The organism is Intestinimonas sp. MSJ-38 (assembly GCF_018917925.1).
GTDB lineage: Bacteria > Bacillota > Clostridia > Oscillospirales > Butyricicoccaceae > Pseudobutyricicoccus.
Genome location: NZ_JAHLPO010000002.1, coordinates 180,015 through 205,327 on the forward strand (window position 1 = coordinate 180,015; position 25,313 = coordinate 205,327).

General features: G+C 57.8%; 24 protein-coding genes. 16 read left to right on the forward strand and 8 right to left on the reverse strand.

Features of this window, described 5'->3' with window-relative positions; genetic code table 11:
• The first annotated feature begins 34 nt into the window (after positions 1–34).
• The 7 genes from KQI26_RS02160 to KQI26_RS02190 all read left to right on the forward strand — a co-directional run bounded on the left by KQI26_RS02160 (position 35) and on the right by KQI26_RS02190 (position 7,185).
• The gene (locus tag KQI26_RS02160) at positions 35–454 is read left to right on the forward strand and encodes a DUF1934 domain-containing protein (protein WP_216503019.1); all 420 of its coding nucleotides are present in this window, start codon (positions 35–37) and stop codon (positions 452–454) included.
• A 35-nt stretch (positions 455–489) separates the two neighbouring features.
• Positions 490–2,181 carry an arginine--tRNA ligase gene (gene argS, locus KQI26_RS02165; RefSeq protein ID WP_216503020.1) on the forward strand — a complete coding sequence of 564 codons (1,692 nt, stop codon included), beginning with the start codon at positions 490–492 and terminating at the stop codon, positions 2,179–2,181.
• A gap of 51 nt (positions 2,182–2,232) precedes the next feature.
• Positions 2,233–3,792, forward strand: a complete 1,560-nt coding sequence (locus KQI26_RS02170; RefSeq protein ID WP_216503021.1) for a S41 family peptidase — start codon at positions 2,233–2,235, stop codon at positions 3,790–3,792.
• 12 nt (positions 3,793–3,804) lie between these two features.
• Positions 3,805–4,779, forward strand: coding sequence for a hypothetical protein (locus tag KQI26_RS02175; RefSeq protein ID WP_216503022.1), 975 nt, complete (start codon positions 3,805–3,807; stop codon positions 4,777–4,779).
• Between the two features lie 101 nt (positions 4,780–4,880).
• Positions 4,881–5,120 (forward strand): preprotein translocase subunit SecG, encoded by a 240-nt coding sequence (gene secG / locus KQI26_RS02180; protein ID WP_216503023.1) that lies wholly within the window; start codon positions 4,881–4,883, stop codon positions 5,118–5,120.
• 142 nt (positions 5,121–5,262) lie between these two features.
• Positions 5,263–5,646 (forward strand): zinc-ribbon domain-containing protein, encoded by a 384-nt coding sequence (locus tag KQI26_RS02185; protein WP_118746354.1) that lies wholly within the window; start codon positions 5,263–5,265, stop codon positions 5,644–5,646.
• A gap of 162 nt (positions 5,647–5,808) precedes the next feature.
• Positions 5,809–7,185 (forward strand): MATE family efflux transporter, encoded by a 1,377-nt coding sequence (locus KQI26_RS02190; RefSeq protein WP_216503024.1) that lies wholly within the window; start codon positions 5,809–5,811, stop codon positions 7,183–7,185.
• Between the two features lie 49 nt (positions 7,186–7,234).
• On the opposite strand, the gene KQI26_RS02195 is transcribed toward KQI26_RS02190, so the two are convergent.
• The 3 genes from KQI26_RS02195 to KQI26_RS02205 form a co-directional block, all read right to left on the reverse strand.
• On the reverse strand, positions 7,235–9,118 hold the full coding sequence (locus KQI26_RS02195; protein WP_216503077.1) for an ABC transporter ATP-binding protein: 1,884 nt from the start codon (positions 9,116–9,118) through the stop codon (positions 7,235–7,237).
• Positions 9,119–9,123: 5 nt separating this feature from the next.
• Entirely contained in the window at positions 9,124–10,851 is a 1,728-nt protein-coding gene (locus KQI26_RS02200) for an ABC transporter ATP-binding protein (protein ID WP_216503025.1), read from the reverse strand.
• Between the two features lie 120 nt (positions 10,852–10,971).
• Positions 10,972–11,412 (reverse strand): MarR family winged helix-turn-helix transcriptional regulator, encoded by a 441-nt coding sequence (locus tag KQI26_RS02205; RefSeq protein WP_118746357.1) that lies wholly within the window; start codon positions 11,410–11,412, stop codon positions 10,972–10,974.
• A 222-nt stretch (positions 11,413–11,634) separates the two neighbouring features.
• On the opposite strand from KQI26_RS02205, the gene KQI26_RS02210 reads away from it, so the two are divergent.
• Positions 11,635–12,168, forward strand: a complete 534-nt coding sequence (locus tag KQI26_RS02210; protein WP_216503026.1) for a stage V sporulation T C-terminal domain-containing protein — start codon at positions 11,635–11,637, stop codon at positions 12,166–12,168.
• Positions 12,169–12,212: 44 nt separating this feature from the next.
• On the opposite strand, the gene KQI26_RS02215 is transcribed toward KQI26_RS02210, so the two are convergent.
• The 5 genes from KQI26_RS02215 to KQI26_RS02235 form a co-directional block, all read right to left on the reverse strand.
• Positions 12,213–14,678: an ATP-dependent Clp protease ATP-binding subunit gene (locus tag KQI26_RS02215; RefSeq protein ID WP_216503027.1), complete on the reverse strand. Its 2,466-nt coding sequence runs from the start codon at positions 14,676–14,678 to the stop codon at positions 12,213–12,215.
• 22 nt (positions 14,679–14,700) lie between these two features.
• Positions 14,701–15,711 (reverse strand): hypothetical protein, encoded by a 1,011-nt coding sequence (locus KQI26_RS02220; RefSeq protein ID WP_216503028.1) that lies wholly within the window; start codon positions 15,709–15,711, stop codon positions 14,701–14,703.
• Entirely contained in the window at positions 15,708–16,190 is a 483-nt protein-coding gene (locus tag KQI26_RS02225; RefSeq protein WP_216503029.1) for a UvrB/UvrC motif-containing protein, read from the reverse strand. The genes KQI26_RS02220 and KQI26_RS02225 overlap by 4 nt, the downstream gene beginning before the upstream one ends.
• Positions 16,191–16,210: 20 nt before the next feature.
• A complete protein-coding gene (locus tag KQI26_RS15485; protein ID WP_118746362.1) occupies positions 16,211–16,666 on the reverse strand; it encodes a CtsR family transcriptional regulator in 456 nt (151 codons plus the stop codon).
• A 113-nt stretch (positions 16,667–16,779) separates the two neighbouring features.
• Positions 16,780–16,923 carry a hypothetical protein gene (locus KQI26_RS02235; RefSeq protein ID WP_177613645.1) on the reverse strand — a complete coding sequence of 48 codons (144 nt, stop codon included), beginning with the start codon at positions 16,921–16,923 and terminating at the stop codon, positions 16,780–16,782.
• A 131-nt stretch (positions 16,924–17,054) separates the two neighbouring features.
• On the opposite strand from KQI26_RS02235, the gene KQI26_RS02240 reads away from it, so the two are divergent.
• The 8 genes from KQI26_RS02240 (at position 17,055) to KQI26_RS02275 (ending at position 25,282) form a co-directional block, all read left to right on the forward strand.
• Complete coding sequence (locus KQI26_RS02240) at positions 17,055–17,225, forward strand: DUF362 domain-containing protein (RefSeq protein ID WP_118425230.1); 171 nt, start codon at positions 17,055–17,057, stop codon at positions 17,223–17,225.
• A 109-nt stretch (positions 17,226–17,334) separates the two neighbouring features.
• Positions 17,335–18,279 (forward strand): MoxR family ATPase, encoded by a 945-nt coding sequence (locus tag KQI26_RS02245; RefSeq protein WP_216503030.1) that lies wholly within the window; start codon positions 17,335–17,337, stop codon positions 18,277–18,279.
• 14 nt (positions 18,280–18,293) lie between these two features.
• Positions 18,294–19,370 carry a DUF58 domain-containing protein gene (locus KQI26_RS02250; RefSeq protein ID WP_216503031.1) on the forward strand — a complete coding sequence of 359 codons (1,077 nt, stop codon included), beginning with the start codon at positions 18,294–18,296 and terminating at the stop codon, positions 19,368–19,370.
• Positions 19,367–20,602, forward strand: coding sequence for a DUF4129 domain-containing protein (locus KQI26_RS02255; RefSeq protein ID WP_118746365.1), 1,236 nt, complete (start codon positions 19,367–19,369; stop codon positions 20,600–20,602). The genes KQI26_RS02250 and KQI26_RS02255 overlap by 4 nt, the downstream gene beginning before the upstream one ends.
• Entirely contained in the window at positions 20,599–21,786 is a 1,188-nt protein-coding gene (locus KQI26_RS02260; protein WP_216503032.1) for a M20 family metallopeptidase, read from the forward strand. The genes KQI26_RS02255 and KQI26_RS02260 overlap by 4 nt, the downstream gene beginning before the upstream one ends.
• Positions 21,787–21,810: 24 nt before the next feature.
• Positions 21,811–22,509, forward strand: a complete 699-nt coding sequence (locus tag KQI26_RS02265) for an aspartate/glutamate racemase family protein (protein ID WP_118746367.1) — start codon at positions 21,811–21,813, stop codon at positions 22,507–22,509.
• A 169-nt stretch (positions 22,510–22,678) separates the two neighbouring features.
• Positions 22,679–22,945 carry a 30S ribosomal protein S15 gene (gene rpsO / locus KQI26_RS02270; RefSeq protein ID WP_118425244.1) on the forward strand — a complete coding sequence of 89 codons (267 nt, stop codon included), beginning with the start codon at positions 22,679–22,681 and terminating at the stop codon, positions 22,943–22,945.
• Positions 22,946–23,134: 189 nt separating this feature from the next.
• A complete protein-coding gene (locus KQI26_RS02275; RefSeq protein ID WP_253292618.1) occupies positions 23,135–25,282 on the forward strand; it encodes a polyribonucleotide nucleotidyltransferase in 2,148 nt (715 codons plus the stop codon).
• Positions 25,283–25,313 lie beyond the last annotated feature (31 nt).

Here is a 25,313-nt window from a genome sequence, read left to right on the forward strand (position 1 = left end):
AAAAAGCCGCTTTTGGCGGGAGAGGAGGAGCGGGATGAGTCGGGATGTGACGATTTTCCTCCGCAGCAGTCAGCGTTATCCCCAGCAGGAGCCGGAAGAGATGGAGCTGACGGTACATGGCAAGCTCTATTTCCGGGGCGGCTGTTTCTTTGTTTCCTATGAAGAAAGCGCCATGACCGGTATGGAGGGAACCCGAACCACTTTGAAAGTGGAACCAGGACGGGTGGAGATCATCCGCACGGGAAAAAACCACAGCCGTCTGTGCTTTCAGGAAGGGCTGCGGCACGAAAGCCCCTACCGCACCCCCTACGGCCTTTTGCAGCTGGCCACTGTCACCCATAGCCTTACATCCCGGATGGGACAGGACGGCGGCGCTTTGTCCATTCGCTATCAGGTGGAGCTGGACGGGCAGCTTGCCTCAGAAAATCATTTGCAGATCGAAGTGCGCCCCTAGACACAGGGGAAGAATAAATTTGGAGGTTTGACCTTATGAATCATGTGCTCAACGCAAAGGAGCAGGCCCAGAGCCTGATCCTCAAAGCCTATCGGCAGGCGGCGGAAGAAGGACTGCTGCCCTCCCATCCTTTTGAGACCGCTCCGGTGGAGATCCCCAAGGATGTGAAGAACGGCGATTTCGCATCCACCTTTGCCATGCAGGCGGCAAAGCCTCTGGGCATGAATCCCCGGAAGATCGCCGAGGCCATCTGTGAGAAAGCCCAGCTGGAGGGGACCATCTTCTCCGGTCTGGAGATCGCCGGCCCTGGCTTCCTCAATCTGCGCCTGGGCCACGGTTATTTTGAAAATGTGCTGCGGGATATCCAGGAGGAAGGGAAAAACTACGGCCGCAGCCAGAGCGGGAAAAAGGAAAAGATCATGGTGGAATTTGTTTCCGCCAACCCCACCGGCCCCATGCACATGGGCAACGCCCGGGGCGGCGTTCTGGGCGACAGCCTGGCAGAGGTTCTGTCCCGGGCAGGCAACGATGTGTCCCGGGAATTCTATGTGAATGATGCCGGCAACCAGATCGAAAAGTTCGCTCAGTCTCTGGAAGCCCGGTATTTTCAGATTCTGGACGGGGAAGAGAATGTCCCCTTCCCCGAGGACGGCTATCACGGCGACGACATCCGGGAGCTGGCCAAGATCTTCTATGAGCAGCATGGGGATTCCTACCGGAATGTATCCCAGAAGGAGCGTCATGATGCGCTGGTGCAGTTCGGCCTGGAAAAGAACCTGGCCAAAATGCGCCGGGATCTGGAAAAGTACCGGATCACCTATGACACCTGGTTCTTTGAATCCACCCTTCATGACTCCGGCTATGTAAAGGAGACGGTGGATCTGCTCACCCAGAAGGGCGCCACCTATGAAAGCGAAGGGGCTTTGTGGCTGCGCACCAGCGACTACGGCTGTGAAAAGGACGATGTGCTCCGCCGGGCCAATGGCTTCTATACCTATTTTGCCGCTGATATCGCCTACCATCGGAACAAGTTTGAGCAGCGGGGCTTTGATCGGGTCATCAACATCTGGGGCGCCGATCACCATGGCCATGTGGCCCGTCTGAAGGCTGCTCTGGATATCCTGGGCCTGGATGGCTCTCACCGGCTGGAGATCGTGCTGATGCAGCTGGTGCGGCTGATGCGGGATGGCGAAGTGGTGCGTATGAGCAAGCGTACCGGTAAGGCCATCACCCTGTCCGACCTGCTGGATGAGATCTCCTGCGATGCCGCCCGTTACTTCTTTAATTCCCGGGCCGCTGACACCCACCTGGAGTTTGATCTGGGCCTGGCCGTGCGGGAGGACAACGAAAACCCGGTGTATTATGTCCAGTATGCCCACGCTCGGGTCAAGAGCATCCTGCGGAACCTGGAGCAGGAAGGGGTGCAGTGCAGTGAGAATCCCGACCTGTCCCTGCTGAAAAGCGAAGAGGAGCTGGAACTCATCCGGGAACTGGCCCGTCTGCCCGAAGAGATCCGCCTGGCCGCCCGGGATCGGGAGCCTTCCCGCATCAACCGGTATGTAAACAATGTGGCCGCTGCCTTCCACCGGTTCTACACCGTCAGCCGTATCCGGGATGCAGAGACAGAGGCTCTGCGGGATGCCCGGGTCTATCTGATCCGCCAGGTGGCCACCGTCATCGAAAATGGCCTGTCGGTCTTTGGCGTCACCGCTCCCGACAAGATGTAATGCAACGATTGTTTGCCTTCTTTTGGTTTCGCCCCAGGAAAGGAAAGAAAGATGAAAACCGCGAGAAAACTCACAGCGCTTTTGTGCGCGCTGGTCCTTTGTGTTTCTCTGAGCGTGCCGGCGTCGGCCTTCACGGCGGAGGAACAGTATGACAACCTGATGGCCATTGTGGATCTGATCCGCCGGGTGGCGGTGGACTCCTCCATGAGCGACGATCCGCTGGCCCGGGGCCTTAAGACCCTCTTTGAAGAAGATCCTGAGGCTTACGAAAAGCTGATGAGCAGCATGCTCAGCAGCTATGACCGGTATTCCAACTATGTGCCTGCCGGCCAGTATGATGTGAGCTATCCCTCAAACTCCAGCTATGTGGGCGTGGGCGTCACTCTGGAGCAGTACGGAGAAGATGTGCGCATCGCCGCCGTCACCGAAGGGAGCAGCGCCCAGAAGGCCGGCATCCAGCCGGGGGATATCCTGATGTCGGTGAACGGTACCTATACCCACGGCATGACGCTGGATCAGGTCTCTCCCCTGCTGCGAGGTGAGCAGGGCACTAAGGTCACCGTCAGCGTCCGGCGGGCCACCGGCGGCTATACCTATGTGCTGGAGCGGAAATACATCGACATTTCCAACTTCTCTTCCCGGGTGCTGGAGGACGGCATCTATTATATGAAGTGGACCCGCTTTGCCGAGACCACTTCCTATCTCCAGTTCGTCTTTGCCATTAAAGATCTGGTGGAAAACCAGTGCGGCGTGCTCATTCTGGATCTGCGGGGCAATCCCGGCGGCGAAGTGAACATGGCCCTTAACGCCCTCAACCGGTTGATCCCCGATGAGGGAAAGAACTTCTTTGCCATCTCCAGCCGTCAGGGAGAGGACAAGAATATCGAAGTCTATAAATCCGAGGGCATGGGCCCCCGGCTCAACAAGATCCTTATTCTGCAGGACGAAGGCAGCGCCAGCGCTTCGGAGATCGTCATCAGTTCTCTGTGTGATCTGGGTTATGCCGAAAGCGTGGGCACCACCACCTATGGCAAGGCCCGTGGCCAGTATCATCTGGTGTTTGACGACGGTTCCGCTGTGGTCATCACCGGTCTGGAGCTCATCGCCCCCTCTACCCCGGACTATGACGGCGTAGGCCTGGCCCCCGATCATGAGGTGGAAAATACGGTAGAGCCCCACCCTGCCGCCCAGTGCGGCAAGGTGCCCGAGCGGTTCCTCAACATCACCAACTGGTCGGAGGATACCTATAAGCTCAACTGCGCTCTGGCGGCGCTTGGCCTTCTGGACGAGAGCCAGAAAGCCGATATGTATGAGTTCGATCAGCTCACCGCCGATGCCCTCAACGCCTTCCGCGGCTATCGGGGCATTGCACCCCAGAATTATCTGGATGCCCAGACAGCGGCCCTTATCAACCAGCAGCTCACCGACATGGCCTCTCAGCAGGTGGTGGCGGACAAGCAGCTTCAGTATGCTTTGGAGCTGGCCCGGGAATATGCCAAGCAGCCGCTGCAATACACCGTGGATGAATACGGTAACTTTACCAATCTGACACAGACAGAGGAGACCCCTGCGCCGGAGGAAACCCAGGGCCAGGAGACTCCTGCTGCTTAAAAAGGAGAGCGAATGATGAAACCACTTCCCTTTTCCCTTCCGGCCCTGCTGTGTCCTCAGCTTTCTGCTGAGGGCGAGGGCGAAGATCTGCCCTGGCCGTTGCAGCGGCCTGACCGCTTGCTCTTTTCCCTGCCGGAGCAGGAGGAGGAAGACACCCAGCAATGGGTAGAGCAGTTCAAAGCCATCATCGGGGATGCCCAGGGGTTTGTCATGGCCGATTGCGGTATGCCGGTGCCACAGCAGCGGGCCGCTTTGCTGGCCTGCCAGGAGAGCCCCGGGAAGCCGGCCTTTGTGGCTTGCCTCACCCTGGACGAAGAGAGCCACACCCCCGACGGCTGGGATGGGGATGCATCCCTGGTTCTGCTGCAAAGCATGGGCTGTGCAGCGGTGCTCTTCACCGCCGGCGACAAAGAGGCGATGGAAGAGCTGCCCCGCCTGTTCAGCACTTTGTGGGAGGATGCCCGGATTCCAGTGGGGGTTATTTTGCCCAAGGAAAGCGATCAGCAGCTGGTGGCCGCCTTCCCCCGGTCCTGTCTGATGATGGGCCTGGATGAAAGCGCCTGCATTCATCTGGGAGAGCTGGGAGAAAAAACAGGGTTTTGGAAGCGGGAGCTGGTCATAGCCGATCCCCCGGAGGAGGACTGGTTCATTGCTGTGTCCAATGGCCGGGATCATCTGCTGGACCCTGCTTTTGACATCGACGGGGAACTGGAGTGCCAGGGGGATTTTACCCAGCAGCTGCTGGATCTGGAAAGCGACGGCTGCACCGCTTTGCGTCTGCTGCTGCCCGATGAAGATGCAGTGGATCTTTTTGCCGCTGAGCAGTATATGGTCAAGATGCCCATCAGTTTGTGTGCACAGGACCCGGTGCTGCTGGAGCGGGCGCTGCGGGCCTTCTGGGGCCGGGCGGTTTATGACGGCACCTGGCCTTTGGAAGAGGAGGATCTGCGGCCGTTGGTGAAAAAATACGGCCTGATCCTGCTGTAATGGAAAAAGTCCTTGCCTTTTGCCAGGGATTGTGGTATTATATTGAATGCATCGAAATCAAAGTATTTGCCATCCTATGATTGACCGGAGGTTTTTTTAGAATGAGTGAGACCGTTCGCCTTGTATTGACCATCATCCAGGTGATTGTCAGCCTGGTGCTTATTTTGACCGTTATTTTCCAGTCCGGCAAGCAGTCCGGCCTCTCCGGTTCCATCAACGGTGTGGCCGACACCTTCTTCGGGAAGAACAAAGCCCGTTCTCTGGACGCCAAGCTGGAGCGGCTGACCACCATCACCGCCATTTGCTTTATCGTCCTCACCTTTGTTCTCACCATCCTGTAAGAATAAGCAAAGGAAACCAAAGCCCTGGGAAAAGTCCCAGGGCTTTTTCGTTTTTTCCTCTTTCCGGCCGAAAGGCTCTGTGCTATACTGAGAAAAATTTGATTTGCATTTATGGAATTTGGTATGGCAAGGAGGGTATTTTATGAAAAGCATCAAGCCCGGACGGGGCCCTTCCATGATGGGAGGCCTGGGCAGCATTTTCGCCGGGGTGTTCGGCGTCATCTGGACCATGGCGGCTGTGCAGATGGGAGCCGGAATTTTTGCCTTGTTCGGCGTGGTTTTCATTTTGTTTGCCGTTTTGCAGGCCGTCTATCAGTTTAAAAATGCCACCGGGGAAAACCGGTATTCGGAGTTTGACATCACCGAGGACGGCGAGGAGCCCGACCCGTTGGAAAAGAGGATGGCCCCTCCCTCCTCCCCTGCGGAGGAGAACAAAGAGCCGGGAGGAGGCTTCTGTCCCTATTGCGGGGCCCCGGCGGAAAAGGACTATGACTTCTGCCGCCGCTGCGGCAAAAAGCTGCCTTAATATGCAAACAAAGAGCGCCCTTGCGATAAAAGGGCGCTCTTTGTTTTTGGATGAAGCCGGTGGGGGCGCTTGCGGAAACTGCGATTTTATGGTATTCTTTTCAATGCAGCAGTTTCGACTCTAAACTGCTTGCCGGCGAAAATCATGGAAGGAAGTGATCCCATGGCCAAAGGCCTTGCCCGATTTATGGGCGCCCAGGATATGACGGTGGGCAGCCCGGTGAAAAAACTCATCCAGTTTTCCATCCCTCTGCTCATTGGAAATCTGGCCCAGCAGCTTTATAACACTGTAGACTCCATTGTGGTAGGTCGTTATGTGGGCGACAATGCCCTGGCGGCCGTGGGAGCCAGCGGTCCCATGATCAATTTGCTTCTGGTGCTTTTTGTGGGTATCTCCACCGGCGCCAATGTGATGGTGGCCCAGTATTTTGGGGCCAAGCGCCGTTCGGAATTGTCCGATACAGTGGGAACGGTCATTACCCTTACTCTGCTGGCCTCCATTATCATCATGATTGTCGGCCCGCTTTTGGTGCCGCCTTTTTTGCGTATGGTGGATACGCCGGTGGAGATCTTTGATATGACATCCTCCTATCTCACCATTTATTTCCTGGGCATCGCCGGTATGGCCTATTATAATATCATCGCCGGTGTGCTGCGAGGCATGGGAGATTCGGTAATGCCGCTGCTGTTTCTGATGGCGGCTTGTTTGACCAATATCGTTCTGGACCTTCTCTTTGTGGCCAAGTTTGGCTGGGGCGTGGCCGGTGTGGCCATTGCCACCATCATCGCCCAGTTTTTGTCGGCCTCCCTCTGTCTGTTCCGTCTGTTCCAGATGAAGGATACCCTGGACATCAACCTCCACACTTTGAAGCCCCACCTCCTTCTGGCCAAGGAGCTTTTGATTCTGGGCCTGCCCTCCGGTTTGTCCCAGGCCATCTTCTCCATGTCGGCCATTGTGGTGCAGTCGCTTACCAACAGCTTCGGCGCCCTGGTGGTGGCGGTGAATACCGTAGTTATGCGCGTGGACGGCTTTGCCATGATGCCCAACTTCACCTTTGGCAATGCCATGACCACCTATACCGGCCAGAATATGGGCGCTGGACGCACCGACCGGGTGGAAGAAGGCATCCGGGATGGTCTGCGTCTGGGACTGCTGGTCATCGCCGTGCTGGTGGCGGCCATTGTGATCTTTGGCTCCTCTCTCATCCGGTTGTTTACCGATACGCCGGAAGTGGTGGAGATGGGCCGGAATGTGCTGCGGGTGCTGGCCCTGGGCTATATTGCCATGGCCATTACCCAGACGCTGTCCGGCGTCATGCGGGGTGCGGGTGACACCATGAGCCCCATGTGGATCTCGCTCACCACCACAGTGGTCATCCGGGTGCCGCTGGCCTATGGCCTGGCGGCCGTGATGCACTCCCCTTATTGCCTGTTTATCAGTTTGCTGATTTCCTGGTGTATGGGCGCTATTTTGTCGGTGATCGCCTACCGCCGGGGCAAATGGCGGAAAAAAGCCATTGTGAAAAAAGAAGAAGCGTAAAAAAAGCTGTCCGGAAAAATTTCCGGACAGCTTTTTTGTATGGGAGGAATCAGGATAATTCGAATTTGCCGGTATAGAGCTGATAGTATTGGCCTTTTTGCTCCATCAGCTCTTCGTGGGTGCCCCGCTCGATGATGTTGCCGTTTTCCAGCACCATGATGGCGTTGGAATTGTGGACGGTGGACAGACGGTGGGCAATGACAAACACCGTGCGGCCCGACATCAGATTGTCCATGCCTTCCTGCACGATACGCTCGGTGCGGGTGTCGATGGAGGAAGTGGCTTCGTCCAGAATGAGCACCGGCGGGTCGGCCACCGCCACCCGGGCAATGGCCAGAAGCTGACGCTGGCCCTGGGACAGGCTGCCGCCGTCGGCGGTGAGCATGGTGGCATAGCCCTGGGGCAGCTGCTCGATGAAGGTGTCGGCATTGGCCAGGTGTGCGGCCTGGATCACATCCTCGTCGGTGGCGTCCAGCCGGCCGTAGCGGATGTTGTCCATAACGGTGCCGGTGAACAAATGGGTATCCTGCAAAACGATGCCCAGGGACCGGCGAAGGGATTCTTTGTGGATACGGCTGACCGGGATACCGTCATAGAGGATCTCGCCCCGGTCGATGTCATAGAATCGGTTGATTAGGTTGGTGATGGTGGTTTTGCCTGCACCGGTGGCGCCCACAAAGGCGATTTTCTGGCCCGGCTTGGCATAGAGGCTGATGTTGTGAAGCACGGTTTTCTCCGGCACATAACCGAAGGTCACATCTTTCATGCGCACATCGCCCCGCAGAGGTGTGAGGGTGCCGTCGGGGCTCTTCCAGGCCCACAGCTCGGTACGGTCCTGGGTCTCCTGAAGCTTGCCGTTTTTGTCCAGAAGCACATTGACCAGGGTCACATCGCCCTTGTCCTCTTCGGGCTCTTCGTCCAGCAAGGTGAAGATCCGCTGGGCGCCGGCCAGGGCCATGATGATGGCATTGATCTGCTGGGAGATCTGGGAGATGGGCTGGTTGAAGCTGCGGTTGAACTGGAGGAAGGAGGCAAGGCCGCCCAGAGTGAAGCCGCCCACGCCGCCGATGGCCAGAAGGGCGCCCACAATGGAGGTGAGCACATAGCTCAGGTTGCCCATGTTGCCCATGATGGGCATGAGAATGTTGGCAAAGCCGTTGGCGTTGTCGGCGCTGTGGAACAGCTCATCGTTGAGCGCATTGAACCGGTCCACATTCTCCTTTTCATGGCAGAAAACCTTGATGACCTTTTGCCCTTCCATCATCTCTTCGATGTAGCCGTTGACGGTGCCCAGGTTTTTCTGCTGGGCTACAAAATAACGGGACGAGCGGTTGGTGATCTGCCGGGTGACCAGCAGCATCAACCCCACCATGAACAAAGACAGACAGGTGAGGGGGATGTTCAGGGAGATCATGGAGAGCAGAACGCCCAGAGTGGTCGCCGCCGAGGATACCAGCTGAGGCATGCTCTGGCTGATCATCTGACGGAGGGTATCGATGTCGTTGGTGTAGATACTCATGATATCCCCGTGGGGGTGGGTGTCAAAATAGCGGATGGGCAGGGTCTCCATGTGGCGGAACAGATCACAGCGCAGGCTGCGCAGGGTGCCCTGGGTCACATACACCATGATCTGGTTGTAGGCCAGGGTGGACAGAGCGCCCGCCAGGAAGATCAGGCCCATGCGCACAAGCTGTTTCAGCAGCGGGGTGAAATTGGGAGAGCTTTGGGTGAGGAACGGAGCGATATAGTCGTCGATCAATGTCTTGATGAACAGGTTGCCCATGACCATGGCGGCGGTGCCGCACAAAATGAGCACAAACACCAGGAGACATTGGAATTTATAACGCTTGAGCAAATAGGCGAACAGGCGGCGCAGCACCTTCCAGGGATGGGCCACGGCCGGGCCTTTCTGCATCATGGGGCCTTTGGGCATGGGGCTCATTCTTCATCCCCTCCTTTCTGCTGGGAAACATAGATCTCTTTATAGATGGGGCTGGTTTTCAGAAGCTGCTCATGGGTACCATAGGCGCAGATGCTTCCGGCGTCCAGCAGCAGGATGTGGTCGCAGTCCTGCACCGAGGAAATACGCTGGGCAATGATGATCTTGGTGGTGCCCGGCAGTTCCTGGGCCATGGCATCCCGGATCAGCTTGTCGGTGCGGGTATCCACGGCGCTGGTGGAGTCATCCAGGATCATGATTTTGGGGTTTTTCAGAATGGCCCGGGCCAGGCACAGCCGCTGCTTCTGGCCGCCGGACACATTGGTGCCTCCCTGCTCGATGTAGGTGTCATAGCCCTGAGGCAGTGCCGTGACAAAGTCATGGGCCTGGGCCAGACGGCAGGCGTGCTCCAGTTCTTCCTGGGTGGCGTCTTTCTTGCCCCATTGCAGGTTTTCCCGGACAGTGCCGGAGAAGAGCACATTCTTTTGCAGCACCATGGCCACTTCATTGCGCAGGGTCTGTAAGTCATAGCGGCGCACATCCACGCCGCCCACGGCCACCGAGCCTTCGCTCACATCATAAAGGCGAGGGATCAGCTGCACCAGGCTGGATTTGGAAGAGCCGGTGCCGCCGATGATGCCCAGGGTCTCCCCCGGTTCTATCGTCAGATCGATGTCCCGCAGCACCGGCTTGCCGCCGGAAGAATACCGCAGGGTCACATGGGAAAACTGGATGGAGCCGTCTTTGACGGTGGTCACCGGGTGTTCCGGGTTTTCCAGGTCGGGCTCTTCGGTGAGCACCTGGGCAATACGGTCGGCCGAGGCCCGGGCCATGGTGATCATAACAAAGACCATGGAGATCATCATCAGGCTCATGAGAATGTTCATCACATAGGTAAACAGGCTCATCAGCTGACCGGTGGTCAGATCGTTCACTACGATCATCTTGGCGCCCAGCCAGCACAGAAGCAGGATGCAGCCATAGACGGTCAGCTGCATCACCGGGGCGTTGAGCACCAGCACCCGCTCGGCCCGGACAAACAGCCGGTACACATTCTGGCAGGCCTGTTCAAATTTGCTGATCTCATGGTCTTCCCGCACATAGGATTTTACCACCCGAATGGCGCCCACATTTTCCTGGACGCTGGCATTGAGGGCGTCGTATTTACGGAAGACCCGGAGAAAGACCGGATGGGAGTTTTTGGTGATGAGCACCAGGCAGAAGCCCAGGAAGATGATGGCTGCCACAAAGATCAGAGACAGTCTGGCGTTAATAGAAAAGGCCATCACCAAAGCGCACAGCAGCATGGTGGGAGCTCTGGTGCACATACGCAGGATCATCTGATAGGCGTTTTGCACATTGGTCACATCGGTGGTCATGCGGGTGACCAGACCGGCGGTGGAATATTTGTCCAGGTTGGAAAAGGCGAAGCGCTGGATATTTGCAAACATTCCCCGGCGCAGGCTGCGGGCAAAGCCGCTGCTGGCCTTGGCGGCCAGGCGTCCGGCGCAGGCGCCGAAAAATAGGGAGAGCATCGCCATGAGCACCATCAGCAGACCGGTGCGGTACACATAGGCCATGTTCCCCTTCTCCACCCCGTTGTCGATGATGGCGGCCATCATCAGAGGGATGAGCACCTCCATCACCACTTCCAACACCACAAAGATGGGCGTGAGGATGGAGACCCGTTTGAATTCCCGCAGATGGGAAAGCAGTGTTTTGAGCATAGGGACCTCCTTAAAATTGAAAAATATAGCGAATTGTTATGGAGCTGACAGTAAGCATCCTAACTATATGGGCGGGAGAAACGCCGCACAAGGCGGCGTAGGTTGATTGATTCGATCGGTTTATTTCTTCTCCAGATGATGGCGAAGCTTGTCGGTGATGACAAAAAACTGTTCCAGTTCTTCCGGCGTAAGGCAGCTGTACAGATCGTTTTCGCTTTGGATGATCCGCTCTTCGATGCACTGATGGATGGCCAGAGCCTTGGGAGTGAGCACCAGTTTTTTCAGTCTCCCATCCCGGGCCACCGGGCGGCGTTCCAAAAGCCCCTTTTTCTCCAGAAGCTGCAAAATGCCTGTGGCCGTGGAGCGGCGGATCTGAAACTCCTCTTCGATATCCCGCTGAAAAACATCCTGATCCTGGTGATGCCCTAAATAGCCCACAATGCGCCCCTGCATACCGGTGAGGGGCTCGATTCCAATTTCGGACATGGATTGATCCACCTGTCGTTTGAGCAAATTGGAAAGGGACTTGATCCGGGCGCCAATCATGCGTTCCAGCTTCAATCGTCATCCTTCTTTCTGAAACTAATTAGGACACTAACTAATAGTATAGCCAAAGCATCTTGTCTCGTCAAGGGGGGATGGGAAACTTTTGTCTGAAAAGGCGGCAAAGGCCTGGGGCCGAAGGAAAAGCCGAGAGGGGTTTCTTCCCGTCTTTGCCTGTATAACTGCCCATGGATTCCATACACTATTCCCAGTATCTGAAATAAAAGGAGAAATTGGCATATGAAAGCTACCGGTATCGTCCGGCGTATTGACGATCTGGGGCGGGTGGTGATTCCCAAGGAGATCCGGCGCACTTTGCGCATCCGGGAGGGAGACCCGCTGGAGATCTTTACTGAAAAGGACGGCAGCGTGATTTTTAAAAAATATTCCATGATGGATGACCAGGGAGAATTTGCTCAGCAGATGTGCGACGCTATTTTCCGTACCCTGGGGTGCAGCGCCGCGGTCACCGATCGGGATTCGGTGGTGGCCGCGGCAGGTCCTTGCCGCAAAGAGGTGCAGGAAGGCCGGCTCTCCCCGGAGCTGTGTCAGATGATGGAGGAGCGGCAGGTGTATCGGGCCGGTGCAGGAAAGCCCCTTCCCCTGTGTCAGGGGGAGGCGCCCTTGTTTGTCACTTCCGCCGCCCCCATTCTGTCGGGCGGGGATCTGCTGGGAGCTGTGGCCTGCCTGGGAGAGAGCAAGACTGCTTCCGACAGCGAAAGCAAGCTCTGTCAGGCCATGGCCGCCTTGTTGGGCCGGCATATGGAGCACTGAAAGAAATGAAGCCCCGGCGGGACATTCCGCCGGGGCTTTTGCTTTTAGGAAAGGGCCGGGGCAAAAGCAGGTTTTCGGTTCTCTTCTCTTTCCAGAAGTACTTCACCGTCGCGCAGGGTAAAGAGCACATGCTCTCCTTTTTTCACATGGCCTTCCAGCAGTTCCATGGCGGCTAGGTCTTCGATCTGGGACTGTACGGCCCGTCGCAGAGGCCGTGCGCCATAGTCCGGGTCAAAGCCGCTTTCGGCCAGATGATATAGCAGAGCGTCGTCATAGGAAGCCTCCAGACCGGTCTGCCGGAGCCGCTCTACTACTTGATTCATCAGACGGGCGGCAATCTGGCAGATCTCATCCTTTTGCAGCCGGGTAAAGACGATGGTGTCGTCAATGCGGTTAAGGAACTCCGGGCGGAAGGCCTTTTTCAGCTGGGCCAGCAGCTCTTTTTTCATCTGCCGGTCTTCTTCTTCCCCTTGTGCGCCGCCAAAGCCCAGAGGGCGCTTGTTTTGCAGCTGGCTGGCCCCCACATTGGAGGTCATGATGATAATGGTGTTTTTAAAGTCCACCCGGCGGCCCTGGGAATCGGTGAGGATACCGTCGTCCAGCACCTGCAAAAGCAGGTTGAACACATCGGGATGGGCCTTTTCGATCTCGTCAAACAGCAGCACGCAGTAAGGTCTGCGCCGTACTTTTTCCGTGAGCTGTCCTGCCTCTTCATAGCCCACATATCCCGGCGGCGAGCCCACCAGCTTGGAGACGCTGTGGCGCTCCATGTATTCGCTCATGTCCAGGCGGATCAGGGATTTTTCCTCCCCGAACACCCCTTGGGCCAACGCCTTGGCCAGTTCGGTTTTTCCCACGCCGGTGGGGCCCAGGAAGAGAAAGCTGCCCACGGGACGGTTGGGGTCTTTCAGTCCCACCCGTCCCCGGCGAATGGCTTTGGCCACAGCCCGCACGGCTTCCTCCTGCCCTACCACCCGGCGGTGGAGTTCTTCTTCCAGGTGGGCCAGGCGCACGGCTTCGTCCTCGGTCATCTGAGCCACCGGGATGCCGGTGAGCAGAGCGGCCACCTGGGCGATGTCCTCCAGACCGATGGCCCCGGAGATCCGGCCCCGGGAAAGGGCCCATTGTTCTTTCTGCTCTTCCAGCTGGGCTTTCTGCTGTTTTTCTTCATCCCGCAAAGCGGCGGCCCGCTCAAAATCCTGGGTGCGCACCGCTTCCTCCTTCTCCTTTTCGGTTTGGGCGATGGTATCTTCCAGAGCCTTGAGGGAGGGCGGCGGGGTCATGTTTTTCAGTCTGGCCCGGGAAGCTGCTTCGTCCAGCAGATCCAGGGCTTTGTCCGGCAGATACCGGTCGGGGATATACCGGGCGCTGATCTCCACCGCACCCCGGATGGCCTCGTCGGTGATCTTGATTTTGTGATGGGCTTCGTATTTGTCCCGCAGACCCAGCAGGATCTTTTGGGCATCCTCCTGGGAGGGCTCTTCCACCGTCACCGGCTGGAAGCGGCGCTCCAGGGCGGCATCCTTTTCGATGTGTTTCCGGTATTCCTGGGTGGTGGTGGCACCGATCACCTGGAGTTCGCCCCGGGACAGGGCGGGCTTTAAGATATTGGCGGCATCCATCGCCCCTTCGGCGGCCCCGGCCCCCACAATCATGTGCAGCTCATCAATAAAGAGAATGATATTCCCGGCTCTCTTTACTTCCTGGAGGGCGTTTTTCAGCCGTTCTTCAAATTCACCCCGGTATTTGGCTCCGGCCACCATGGCACTCAGGTCCAGGGTGATCAGTCGCTTGCCGCTGAGGGTCTCGGGCACATCCCCCTGCACAATCTTTTGGGCCAGGCCTTCGGCAATGGCGGTTTTGCCCACGCCCGGCTCACCCATCAGGCAGGGGTTGTTCTTCTGCCGCCGGGAAAGGATCTGCATCACCCGCTGGATCTCCTGCTCCCGGCCGATCACCGGGTCCAGCTTTCCCTCCCGGGCCTGGGCGGTCAGGTCGATGCCGAACTGTCCCAGGGCCTTGAGGGTGTTTTTCTCTCCGATTTTCCGCCTTTCTCCAGGGCAGGCAAGAGGGGATTCTTCCCTTCCTCCCTCCTCCAGCGTCCGGTAGATGGCCCGGGCGTCGGTGCCCAGAGAGCGGAGCAGACCCATGGCGGAGCTGTCTTTTTCCCGAAGGATGGCCATGAGCATATGCTCGGTGCCGATGTATTCCGCCCCCTGTCCGGCCGCTTCGGCTGCGGCCAGCTCCATGATCTCCTTGGCGTGGGGGGTCATGCCCATGGGCTGAACGCCGGGTGTCCCCTTGCCGATGGCCTGGACGATGGCAGCGGTGAGGGCATCCCCTGTCACACCATAGGAAAGGAGTATTTTGGAAGCCACTCCCCGCTTTTCTCCCAAAAGGCCCAGGAGAATGTGCTCCGAGCCCACATAGTTGTGGCCCAGAGCGCTGGCCGCCTCATAGGAAAGACGCAGGGCGTTTTGGGCTTTTTCCGTCCATCTGTTGTTTGCCATGTGAAATGGTGACCTCCTTTGTTCAGTCCTCCAAGGGCTTTTGGGAAAGGACACGGCGGAAGCAGCGGGCCCGGGCCTCCTCTTCCTCCTGCGGGGAAAGGGACCGGCCGGCTCCCAGTGTCAAAAGGGCCGGGTGGATCTCTTCCTCCAGCCGCATCAGCTCTCCGGGAGAAAACCCGGGCAGGATGTCCTGGGATGCTCCCAGCCGCAGCTGGGAGACGGCCAGCTGTCCTTCTTCCCAGTCCATCCGCCGGGCGCAGCGGGCAATGCCCATGGCCCGCCACACCCGGTCTTCCATCACGCCGGGATGCTGGCGGCGGAAAGCCTGCCGCCAGGCCATTTCCCGGGATAAGATTCCCTGGGCAGCTTCATTGACCTTGTGAATGATGCTTTCTTCGTCCATGCCCAATGTGGCTTGATTTATAAGACGGTAACTTTCCTTCCGGCTTGGGGTGTTTTCCATTTTGATCCCCACCCGACGGGCCGCAGCCGCCACATTTTTGATCTGGCCGGTGCGGGTGAGCAGGGGCAGATGAAGCACCACCGAAGCCTGCAATCCGGTGCCGATGTGCTGGGGGTCCTGGGTGAGATAGCCCCACTCTTCGTCATAGGAAAAGTCCAGGCTCTCTTCCAGCAGGGTTTCCAGAACCATTGCTTTTTTCAGCAGCGGCTCCAGGTCCGGGGCCTCTCCCTGGGCCTGGATGGTCAGGTGCTCCTCCCCATTGACCAAAAGCTCCAGCCCTTTGTCCCGGCCCCAGATCAGACCGCAGGGGTTTTTCCGTTCCATATCCCGGGAAATCAGCCCCTGAGCCACCAGAGCCTGGCGGCAATCGGGGGAAAGATCCTGCAAAGGTACCAGAACCATTTCTGCGCCCGATGCCCGCTTTGATGCATCCTCGGCCCGATGCAGCAGGCCCAGGGCCTGTGCTTCCTGCAAACGGGGACTGAAGGGCAGGTCGTCCACATTGCGCCGCAGGCGTACCTGGGCGCCCAAAGCCAGATAGGGGTCGTTCAGCCATGTGTGCTGGGTCATATGTTTCCCTCCTTGGGGGTGTTTTCCATCTGATGCAAGGTGTCCCGCAAAAGGACGGCCTTTTCGTATTCTTCCCGCTCCACCGCCTGCTGAAGCTGCTGGCGCAGCCGCAGGATGGCCTGCCGTCCCTCCTGGCTTCGGGGGACTTGGCCCTGATGATGTGTATCCCCCTGTATCTTGGAGATCAAGGGGACAAAGGTATCCCGGAAGGTTTCATAACAATGGGCACAGCCCGGCTTTCCGGTGCGGCGGACTTCCTCTTCCCGGGCGCCGCAGCGGCAGACCCGGCCGGGAGAAGATGTCATTTCCGGCACCGGGGGAAGCAGATCTTCCAGCGAAGGGGCCTGTTTGCCTTTGCAGGGGATGGCTTCCTCCTCCCTGGCGCAGGCCGGGCACAGCCATAAGCTCACCCAACCGTTCTCAGAAAAGCAGCGAAAGTAACCTTCCCCTTGATTCTTGCCACATTTTTGGCACAGCATACCCATAGCCTCCTTTCTCGTTATTGTTCCGCAGCCAGAGCCGCCAGAGCGGCCCCCAGCATTTCCGCCCGCAGCCGGGGGCGGAGGGGCTGGGGAACGGCGGAGAGAGCCTGGTCGCCCAGGCAGGCCTTCAGAGCGCAGAAGCACTCATCCCCCAGGATGCCCGCCTTGTGCAGATCGTACAGGAGCAGTTGAGCTCCCGATTGATCCACCTGCTCTCCCAGAGCGGCCACAGTGTGCTGCAAAAGGGCGGAGGGCCCCATGGGCACCCGCACAATGCGGATATATCCTCCTCCGCCCCGGCGGGATTCCACACTGAATCCCCGGGCCGGGGAAAAGCGGGTCTCGATCACATAGTTGATCTGGCTGGGGGCGCAGCCGAAGCGGCTGGCCAGTTGGCTGCGCTGGAGCTCCACGGCATCCTGGCCGGTGAGCTGGTCGGTGATGAATTGGGCGATGAGATCGGACAGTTTCATGGGGATTCCCTTCTTCAAAATATTTGACTTTGACTTTCTTTGACTTTATGCCAACAGTATAGCAAATATTTTTCAAATTGCAAGAGGCGGTGTATGTAGCCTCAAAACCCTGTTCACTGGGTTTTGGGCTGGGTGGAAAGAGCGGAAAGCGCGGATGCACTGCCGAATCGGTTTTCGTGGGGAAGGGTCACAGGCCCGCCCAATTCCTGGCGGAGCTGCCGCCAGGACAGGTTTTCCAGGTTTTGATTTTTTTCCACTTTGTTCGACACCACCTTTTTGTCATTTTTCGCTGAGGGTATTTTTTCCGAAGATTCGCAAAAAATTCATTTGCAATTTCCGCAAATCATGGTATGATGAATCTGTAATTTAAAGAGGAGGTGCTTTTTCCATGGCTTATAAAATCAGCGATGCTTGCGTAAGCTGCGGCGCTTGCGCGGCTCAGTGCCCCGTCAGCGCGATCAGCGAAGGCGATTCTCACTACGAGATCAATGCCGACACTTGCGTGTCCTGCGGCGCTTGTGCTTCCACTTGCCCCGTTGGCGCCATCAGCGAGGAATAAGACATTCGGACAAGCCTGGCCGTTTTGCAAAGAAACCCTTTGCAAAACGGCCTTTGTCATATCTATATGGATCATCTGTATCCCCATTTTTCAGAGAGGAGTTTTGCCTGTGGATATCAAACGATTTGAAAGCTTCCGCGATGCCGTTCTGGAGCCGGTGTGTTCGGTGATCGTGGGAAAAAGAGAGGTGGCCCAGTTGGTGCTCACCTGTTTTGTCTGCTCGGGCCATGTGCTGCTGGAAGATGTGCCGGGCACCGGTAAAACCATGATGCTGAGAGCCTTTTCCAAGGTGCTGGGCGGCAAGTTCAGCCGTATCCAGTTCACCCCGGATCTGCTGCCCTCCGATCTCACCGGCATCGACTTTTACAACCAGAAGACCGGGGAATTTGAATTCCGCCCCGGGCCCCTTTTCGCCAATATCGTGCTGGCCGATGAGATCAACCGGGCCACGCCCCGCACCCAGTCCAGTCTGCTGGAGGCCATGGAGGAGCGGCAGATCTCGGTGGACGGCAAGACCTATCCTCTGGAAGAACCTTTTATGGTTATGGCCACCCAGAACCCCCTGGAGTCCTACGGCACCTTCCCCTTGCCGGAAGCCCAGACCGACCGGTTCTTCATGCGTTTGCACATGGGCTACCCCGACCGGCAGGAGGAACTGGAGCTGATCGGCCGACCCAGCACAGCTCATATGATCAATTCTTTGCAGGCCACCGTCACCCCGGAGGACATCGCCTATGTGCGGGAAAACTATACCCAGGTGAAATTTTCTCCCGTGGTTTCCGGCTATCTCATGGATTTGGTGGAAAAGACCCGCCAGGACAGCGGCTTTTCCGTGGGCGTCAGCACCCGCGGCGCCATCGCCCTGTATAAAGCTGCTCAGGTGACGGCCGCCTTCCACGGCCGGGATTTTGTCATTCCCGAGGATGTGAAGGATATGGCACCCCATGTGCTGGGACATCGTCTGTCTTCCTCTTCCCTGGCTTCTTCCCGGGATGTGCAGACCTATCTGCAAAAGCTCATCGCCGCCGTGCCGGTGCCCACAGAAAACCTGTAAAGGAGGGAGGCACTTTGCTTTTCCTTCTTTTTCTGCTCATTGTCTGCGCCCTGCTCTGTGAACTGGTGTCGGTGAAAAGCGCGCTGTCCCGTGTGTCATACAGCTGCCGTCCTTCCCAGAGCGTGGTGGAACCGGGAGAGGAATTTCAGCTTTTGACCACCATACAAAACGGCAAATGGCTGCCGGTGTCCTATCTGGAAGTGGTGCAGAATCTGCCTCACGACATCTGCCTCAATGCCTACCTGGGCCATTTCCAAAGCGACCCCACTGTTTGCAGGCTGTATTCCTCCTGCTTTCTGGGCCCCCGGCAAAAACTCACCCGGCGCATCAAGGCCAGCCTGCCCCAAAGAGGGCGGCGGATCATTTCCGATGCCACCATCACCGGCGGGGACCTGTTGGGGTTTACCAGACGATTCCGGAATGTCCCCCTTTTTTATGAGATTGTGGTGCTGCCGGCCCGGGTGGAAGAGCCGGCCCTCAGCCGGGCTTTGGGCGGCTTTCTGGGGGATGTTTCGGTGCAGCGGTTTATTCTGGAAGATCCCATGCTCACCATTGGCGCCCGGGAATACACCGGGAGAGAGCCGATGAAGTCCATCAGCTGGAAGCACTCGGTGCGCACCGGCCATCTGATGGTGAAGGAGCTGGATCACACGGTGGAAAACACCGTCACCGTGCTGCTCAATGTGGAGGGGGGCAGCCATGAAGAGCTGGAGCGGTGCTTCTCCCTCACCCGTATGGTGCTGGAGGCGCTGGAGAAGCGGGGCTTTTCCTGCTCCTTCCTTACCAATGCAGCCACCGCCGGAGCCATCGGCCAGTGGAACCAGGTGTCCGACGGTCTGGGTTCCGGCCATACCCGCGCCATCCTGGAGGGCCTGGGACGGGCCACTTATGATGTGCGGGAATCCTTTTCCTCTTTGGTCAACCGGGCAGTGCGGGGGGCCAGGGATGGACAGGCCCATATTCTCATCACTCCTGCGCCGCTGCAGAGAAGCGACGCCTTCCTGGCTCCCCTGTTTCAGCAGAGCCAGGGCCGCCTGTTTATCATCAACGCCCGGGAGGATGGGATGAGTTCCCAGGAGGTGAGCGGATGAACTTGCTGTTTTGTTTTAAAATGGTGTCGGAGTTCTCCTTTTATTTCATCCTGGGCAATTATTTTGCCACCCAGATGAAAGGGAATGGAATTCCCCTGCCTCTGTGTCTGCTCCCCCCTTTGGCCGTGGCGCTGTGCCGTTTGTTGAACAGCCGAAAAAACAAGTGGGAGCGGCTTCCCCTTCTGTTGTGTCTCATCGGGCTTTTCTTTTTACATACCGCTCCGGATATCGGAGTCTATCTTTTCGGCTGCCTTTATGGAACGCTGCTGGTGTTTCGCAAGATCTACTATCATTCCTATGATATGGCTCTGGAAAATTTCAACCGCTGTTCCATTATTCTGGCCATTGCCATGCCCCTTCTGGCGTTGGCCAGCGGCGGCGTGGCCGCCCTCACCGATGCGGTGCCCCTGGCCTTTCTCTTTCTGGCATCCTCGGTGCTCCAGACCCGGATGCTGCGCCACAGCCCGGCCACGCTGGAAAACAAGAAGTTTTTGCTGCGGAATCTGGCCGTGCTGGTCTTTCTGGCCGTCCTCACATTGATCTCGGCCACAGAACCGGCCCAGATCCTTTACCGCAATGGTCTGGCCCTGTTTTACAACCTGGTGGTTGTGAATTTTGCCCGGCTTTTGCTGCTGGCGGTGACCGTCATCGCCTATGTTTTCCGTTTTATCTATTCCCTGTTTCACGGAAAGTTTGAGCCCACCCTGCCCACCGAAGGAGAGGTGGAGCTGGCTTTTGGACTCAAGGGAATGGAATATGAACAGGTGACGCAAACGCCCCTGTGGGTGCAGCGCATCATCATCGGCGCGCTGATTCTGGCGCTGATGGCCATCATCGGCTATGTGCTCTGGCGCATGACAAGGCGGCGCTACAGCGACGACCGACAAGCGGAGATGGAGGACACCCGGGAGGAATGGCGGGAACCCAAAGGGCCCCGACGGGAGATCTTCACGCCCCGGGACCCTCGCCGGGCGGTGCGCCACTACTATGCCCGCTTCCTTCGGGATGCCCACAAACGGGGCATCCACATCACGCCGGAGAGCACCACCCGGGAGATTTTGCAGCGGTGTCTGTCCTGCTACGAACAGGAAGGGCTCACGCTGCTGCGGCAGGTATATCTGTCGGCCCGCTACGATCCCTCCCCGGTGGATCGCGTCCTTGTCAAGCAGGCCCGGGAGTACTATAATAAAACTGTTCGTTCGGCCCGAAATCACAAGGAGGAAATCAAATGAATCCCTATCTGAAACGCGCCTATGAACTCCAGGAGGAGATCACCGAAAACCGCCGGTATATCCACTCTCACGCCGGCGTGGGTTTTGATTTGGACGACACTGTGGAACGGATCATGAGCCAGCTTCGTGCCATGGGCATCGAAGGGGAGCGCTGCGGCAAAGCCGGGGTGGTGGTTACCCTGGGTAAGCCGGGTAAAACCATCCTGCTGCGGGGAGACATCGACGCTCTGCCCATCCCGGAGCAGACCGATCTGCCCTTTGCCAGCAAAAACGGCTGCATGCACGCCTGCGGCCACGATTTCCACGCGGCCATGCTGCTGGGGGCGGCAAAGCTCCTCAAGGAAAATGAAAGCGCCCTTCCGGGCACCGTCAAACTGATGTTCCAGCCGGCCGAGGAAAAGCTGGCCGGCGCACGAGATATGGTGGAAAACGGCGTGCTGGAAAATCCCCATGTGGACGCCGCCTTTGCCATGCACATTGGCACCGGCAATCCGGAAAGCCCGGTGGGCAGCGTCAAGTTCACCAAAGGCCCCTCCCACGCCTCGGGGGACAGTTTCCGCATTATCGTCCAGGGCAAGGGCTGCCATGGGGCCTCTTCCTATCAGGGTGTGGACGCCATCAGCGTAGCCGCCCATATCCTCATCGCTTTGGAAGAGATCCCGGCCAGAGAAGTGCCGGCCGATCAGCTGTCCATCGTCACTGTGGGAGTGTTCCGGGGCGGATCGGCCTGCAATATCATCGCCGACACCGCCACACTGGAGGGCACCATCCGGGCCCTGTCTCCGGAAAACCGGGAATTCCTCATCCGCCGGGTGCGGGAAGTGGCTGAAAGCATTGCCAAGGCCTTCCGGGCCACCATCCGGGTGGAAGAACCCACCGGCGGCACACCTCCTTCTTATAATAATCCGGCCCTGTGCGAAGAAATGCTCCCTTTTATCAAGGAGATCGTGCCGGAGGACAAGGTATTCGTCCGGGAAAACCAGCCCTCTCTGGGCAGTGAGGACTTTGCCTATGTGTCCACCAAAGTGCCTTCCATGATGATCAACCTGGGGGCGGGCAGCACAGAGGAAGGGTATACCTATGCCCTCCACAGCCCCTTTGTCACCCCGGACGAAGGCTGTCTGCCGGTGGGGGCCGCCCTCTATGCCCATTGTGCCACCCGTTGGCTGAAAGAAAACCAATAAAATTCTGTTTGTGAGGTTAGAAAAATGAAAAAATCCATTGGCATCCTGGGAGGCATGGGGCCTCTAGCCACCGCCGACTTGTTCAAGAAGATCGTCCTGCTCACCAAGGCCGGCTGCGATAACGATCATATCCGCATCTATATCGACGACAACGCCCAGATTCCCGACCGCACCACCGCCATTCTGGAAGGGGGAGCCGATCCGGTGCCCGCCATGACCGATTCGGTGAAGAAGCTTTCTTCTATCGGGGCCGATGTGCTCATCATGCCCTGCAACACCGCCCATTACTTCCTGCCCCGGCTGAAGGAAGTCTCCCCCATCCCCTTCATCAGCATGCTGGAGGAGACCGCCCGCACCTGCCGGGAGAGCCACGGCGATACTCCGGTGGGACTGCTGGGAACCACCGGCACCATCCGCTCGGGGATCTATCACAAGGCCCTGGAAGAGCAGGGGGTTCCCTGCATCGCTCCCGACGAAGAGCAGCAGAAAGTGCTGATGGAGCTGATCTACGGGGTAAAATCGGGCAGCGAGAACCTGGATGAAGCGGCTTTCCGCAAGGTTTTGCAGCAGATGAAGGAAAAGGGTGCCGGTTACTTTATCCTGGGCTGCACCGAGCTTCCCATTCTCCAGGAGCTGTTCCATCTGGAAGAGGAATGCGTCGACCCCACCACGGTTCTGGCCAAGGCCGCCATCACCTATTGCGGCTATCAGGTGAAAGAATAAAAAAGCATCGGTTTTTTCTGTTTTTTTCCTTTACATCTATGAGCAGCTATGGTAAAATCCAAATGTGTGCCCTTGTGCTTTGTCCGGGGATCCAGGCTTTGTTTCAGCAAAGCGCCTTCCAGGCCCCCCACACAGCCTTGCGGCGAATGAAAAACAGGAGGAAATACCAATGATTCTCAAAGACAAAAAGGCCGAAGTGATCGAAGCCAACCGCCTGCACGAGACCGACACCGGTTCTCCCGAAGTGCAGATCGCCATTCTGACTGCCCGGATCAACGAGCTGACCGAGCATCTGAAGGTTCACAAGAAGGACAACCACAGCCGTCGTGGCCTGCTGATGATGGTCGGCCAGCGCCGTGGCCTGCTGGCTTATCTCCAGAAGAAGGATGTGGAGCGTTACCGCGCCATCGTCAAGAAGCTGGGCCTGCGTAAGTAAAGAAATATGCAAAAGGGGGGACAAATCTTTGTCCTCCCTTCTGTGCATTTTCTTTCATCCAGAATATCACAATCACCTGCGGTGCCCCCTGTCTTTTTAGCAGTTGAATGACCCGGTCTCATGGCAAGGCCCGGCCATTCAAGTGCTAAAAGCATTGGGTATCCGCACCGGAAAAGGAGGAACCTTTTTATGATTACCAAGATGGAATTCCCCAACGAAAGAAGATTTGAAACCACCCTGGCCGGCCGGCCTCTGGTGGTGGAGACCGGCAAGCTGGCCGGCCTGTCCAACGCTTCCTGCATGGTGCGCTGGGGCGATACCTGCGTGCTGGTCAATGCCACTGCTTCCAAGAAGCCCCGGGACGGCATCGACTTCTTCCCCCTGTCTGTGGACTTTGAAGAAAAGCTGTACGCCGTGGGCCGCATCCCCGGCAGCTTCATGCGCCGGGAAGGCCGTCCTTCCGAGCGGGCCATCCTGGCTTCCCGCCTGATCGACCGGCCCATCCGTCCCCTCTTCCCCTCGGATATGCGCAACGATGTGGTCATCAGCTGTACCGTCATGAGCGTGGACCACGACAACCTGCCGGAGATCGCCGCCATGATCGGCACCTCCATTGCCCTGTCCATTTCCGACATCCCCTGGGGCGGCCCCATTGGCGGCGTCAACATGGGTTATGTCAACGGCGCTTATGTGGTGTGTCCCAACTCCGAGCAGCGGCAGAAGAGCCAGCTGAATGTGACCGTGGCCGGTACCGCTGACAAGGTGGTCATGATCGAGGCCGGCGCCGATCAGTTCCCCGACGACCAGATGCTCCGGGCCATCGCCATCGCCCACGATGAGATCAAGAAGCTGGTGGCCTTCATCGACGGCATCAAGAAGGAGATCGGCAAAGAGAAGTTTGATTTCGAGCACATCACCGTGCCTGCTGAGATGTACGAAGATGTGAAGAATTATGCCGAGGCCCAGGTGCGGGAGGCCATTCTGGCTGTGGACAAAACCGTGCGGGACAAGGCCATCGACGCCCTCACCGATGAAGTGATCGAGAAGTTCGGCGAGAAATACCCCGACAGCGAAAAGCTCTTCGGCGAGTGCATGTACAAGCTGCAGAAGTATGTGGTGCGCCGCATGCTGCTGGATGAGCAGAAGCGTGTGGACGGCCGCAGCCTCACCGAGGTGCGTCCTCTGGCCGCCGAAGTGGGCCTGCTGCCCCGTGTTCATGGCTCGGGCCTGTTCACCCGTGGCCAGACCCAGGTTCTGACCACCTGCACCCTGGGTACTCTCCGGGATGCCCAGGAGCTGGACACCATCTACGAAGAAACCGAAAAGCGCTATATGCACCAGTATAACTTCCCTGGCTATTCCGTGGGCGAGGCCAAACCCTCCCGTTCCCCCGGTCGCCGGGAGATCGGCCACGGCGCTCTGGCCGAGCGTGCGCTGGAATGCGTCATCCCCTCTGTGGAAGAGTTCCCCTATTCCTTCCGTCTGGTCTCGGAAGTGCTCTCTTCCAACGGCTCCACTTCCCAGGGCAGCGTCTGCGGCTCCACCCTGGCTCTGATGGATGCCGGTGTGCCCATCAAAGCCCCTGTGGCCGGCATTTCCTGCGGCCTTGTGGTGGAAGGCGACCGCCATATTACCTTCACCGATATCCAGGGCATCGAAGACTTCTTCGGCGACATGGACTTCAAGGTGGCTGGCACTGAGAAGGGCATCACCGCCATCCAGGTGGACATCAAGTGCGACGGCCTGACCATGGAGATCATTGAAGAAGCCTTTGAAAAGACCCGTGTGGCCCGGATGGAGATCCTCAACGAGGTGATGCTCCCCTGCATCCCCGCTCCCCGTCCTGAGCTGTCTGCCTATGCTCCCAAGATGGTGCGCTTCACCATCAATCCCGAGAAGATCCGCGATGTCATCGGCAAGGGTGGCTCTGTGATTCAGAAGATCACTGCCGACACCAACACCAAGATCGATATCGAGGACGACGGCTCGGTGTGCATCGCCGCTATCAATGCCGCCGACTGCGACGCCGCCAAGAAGACCATTCTGGCCATTGTCAAGGATCCGGAGATCGGCGACATCTTCTATGGCAAAGTGGTGCGCATCATGAGCTTCGGCGCCTTTGTAGAGATTGCCCCTGGTAAGGATGGACTGATCCACATCTCCAAGCTGGACAACCGTCGGGTGGAGAAGGTGGAAGATGTGCTGAACATCGGTGACATGACCTGGGTCAAGGTGGTGGAGATCGACGACAAGGGCCGGATCAACCTGTCCCGCAAGGACGCCATTGCCGAGATCAACGCCCGGGGCGGCGCCAAGCCCGGCGAACATATCCGGTAAAAAAGAAGAAATACTGTTACGGAGCCAGACA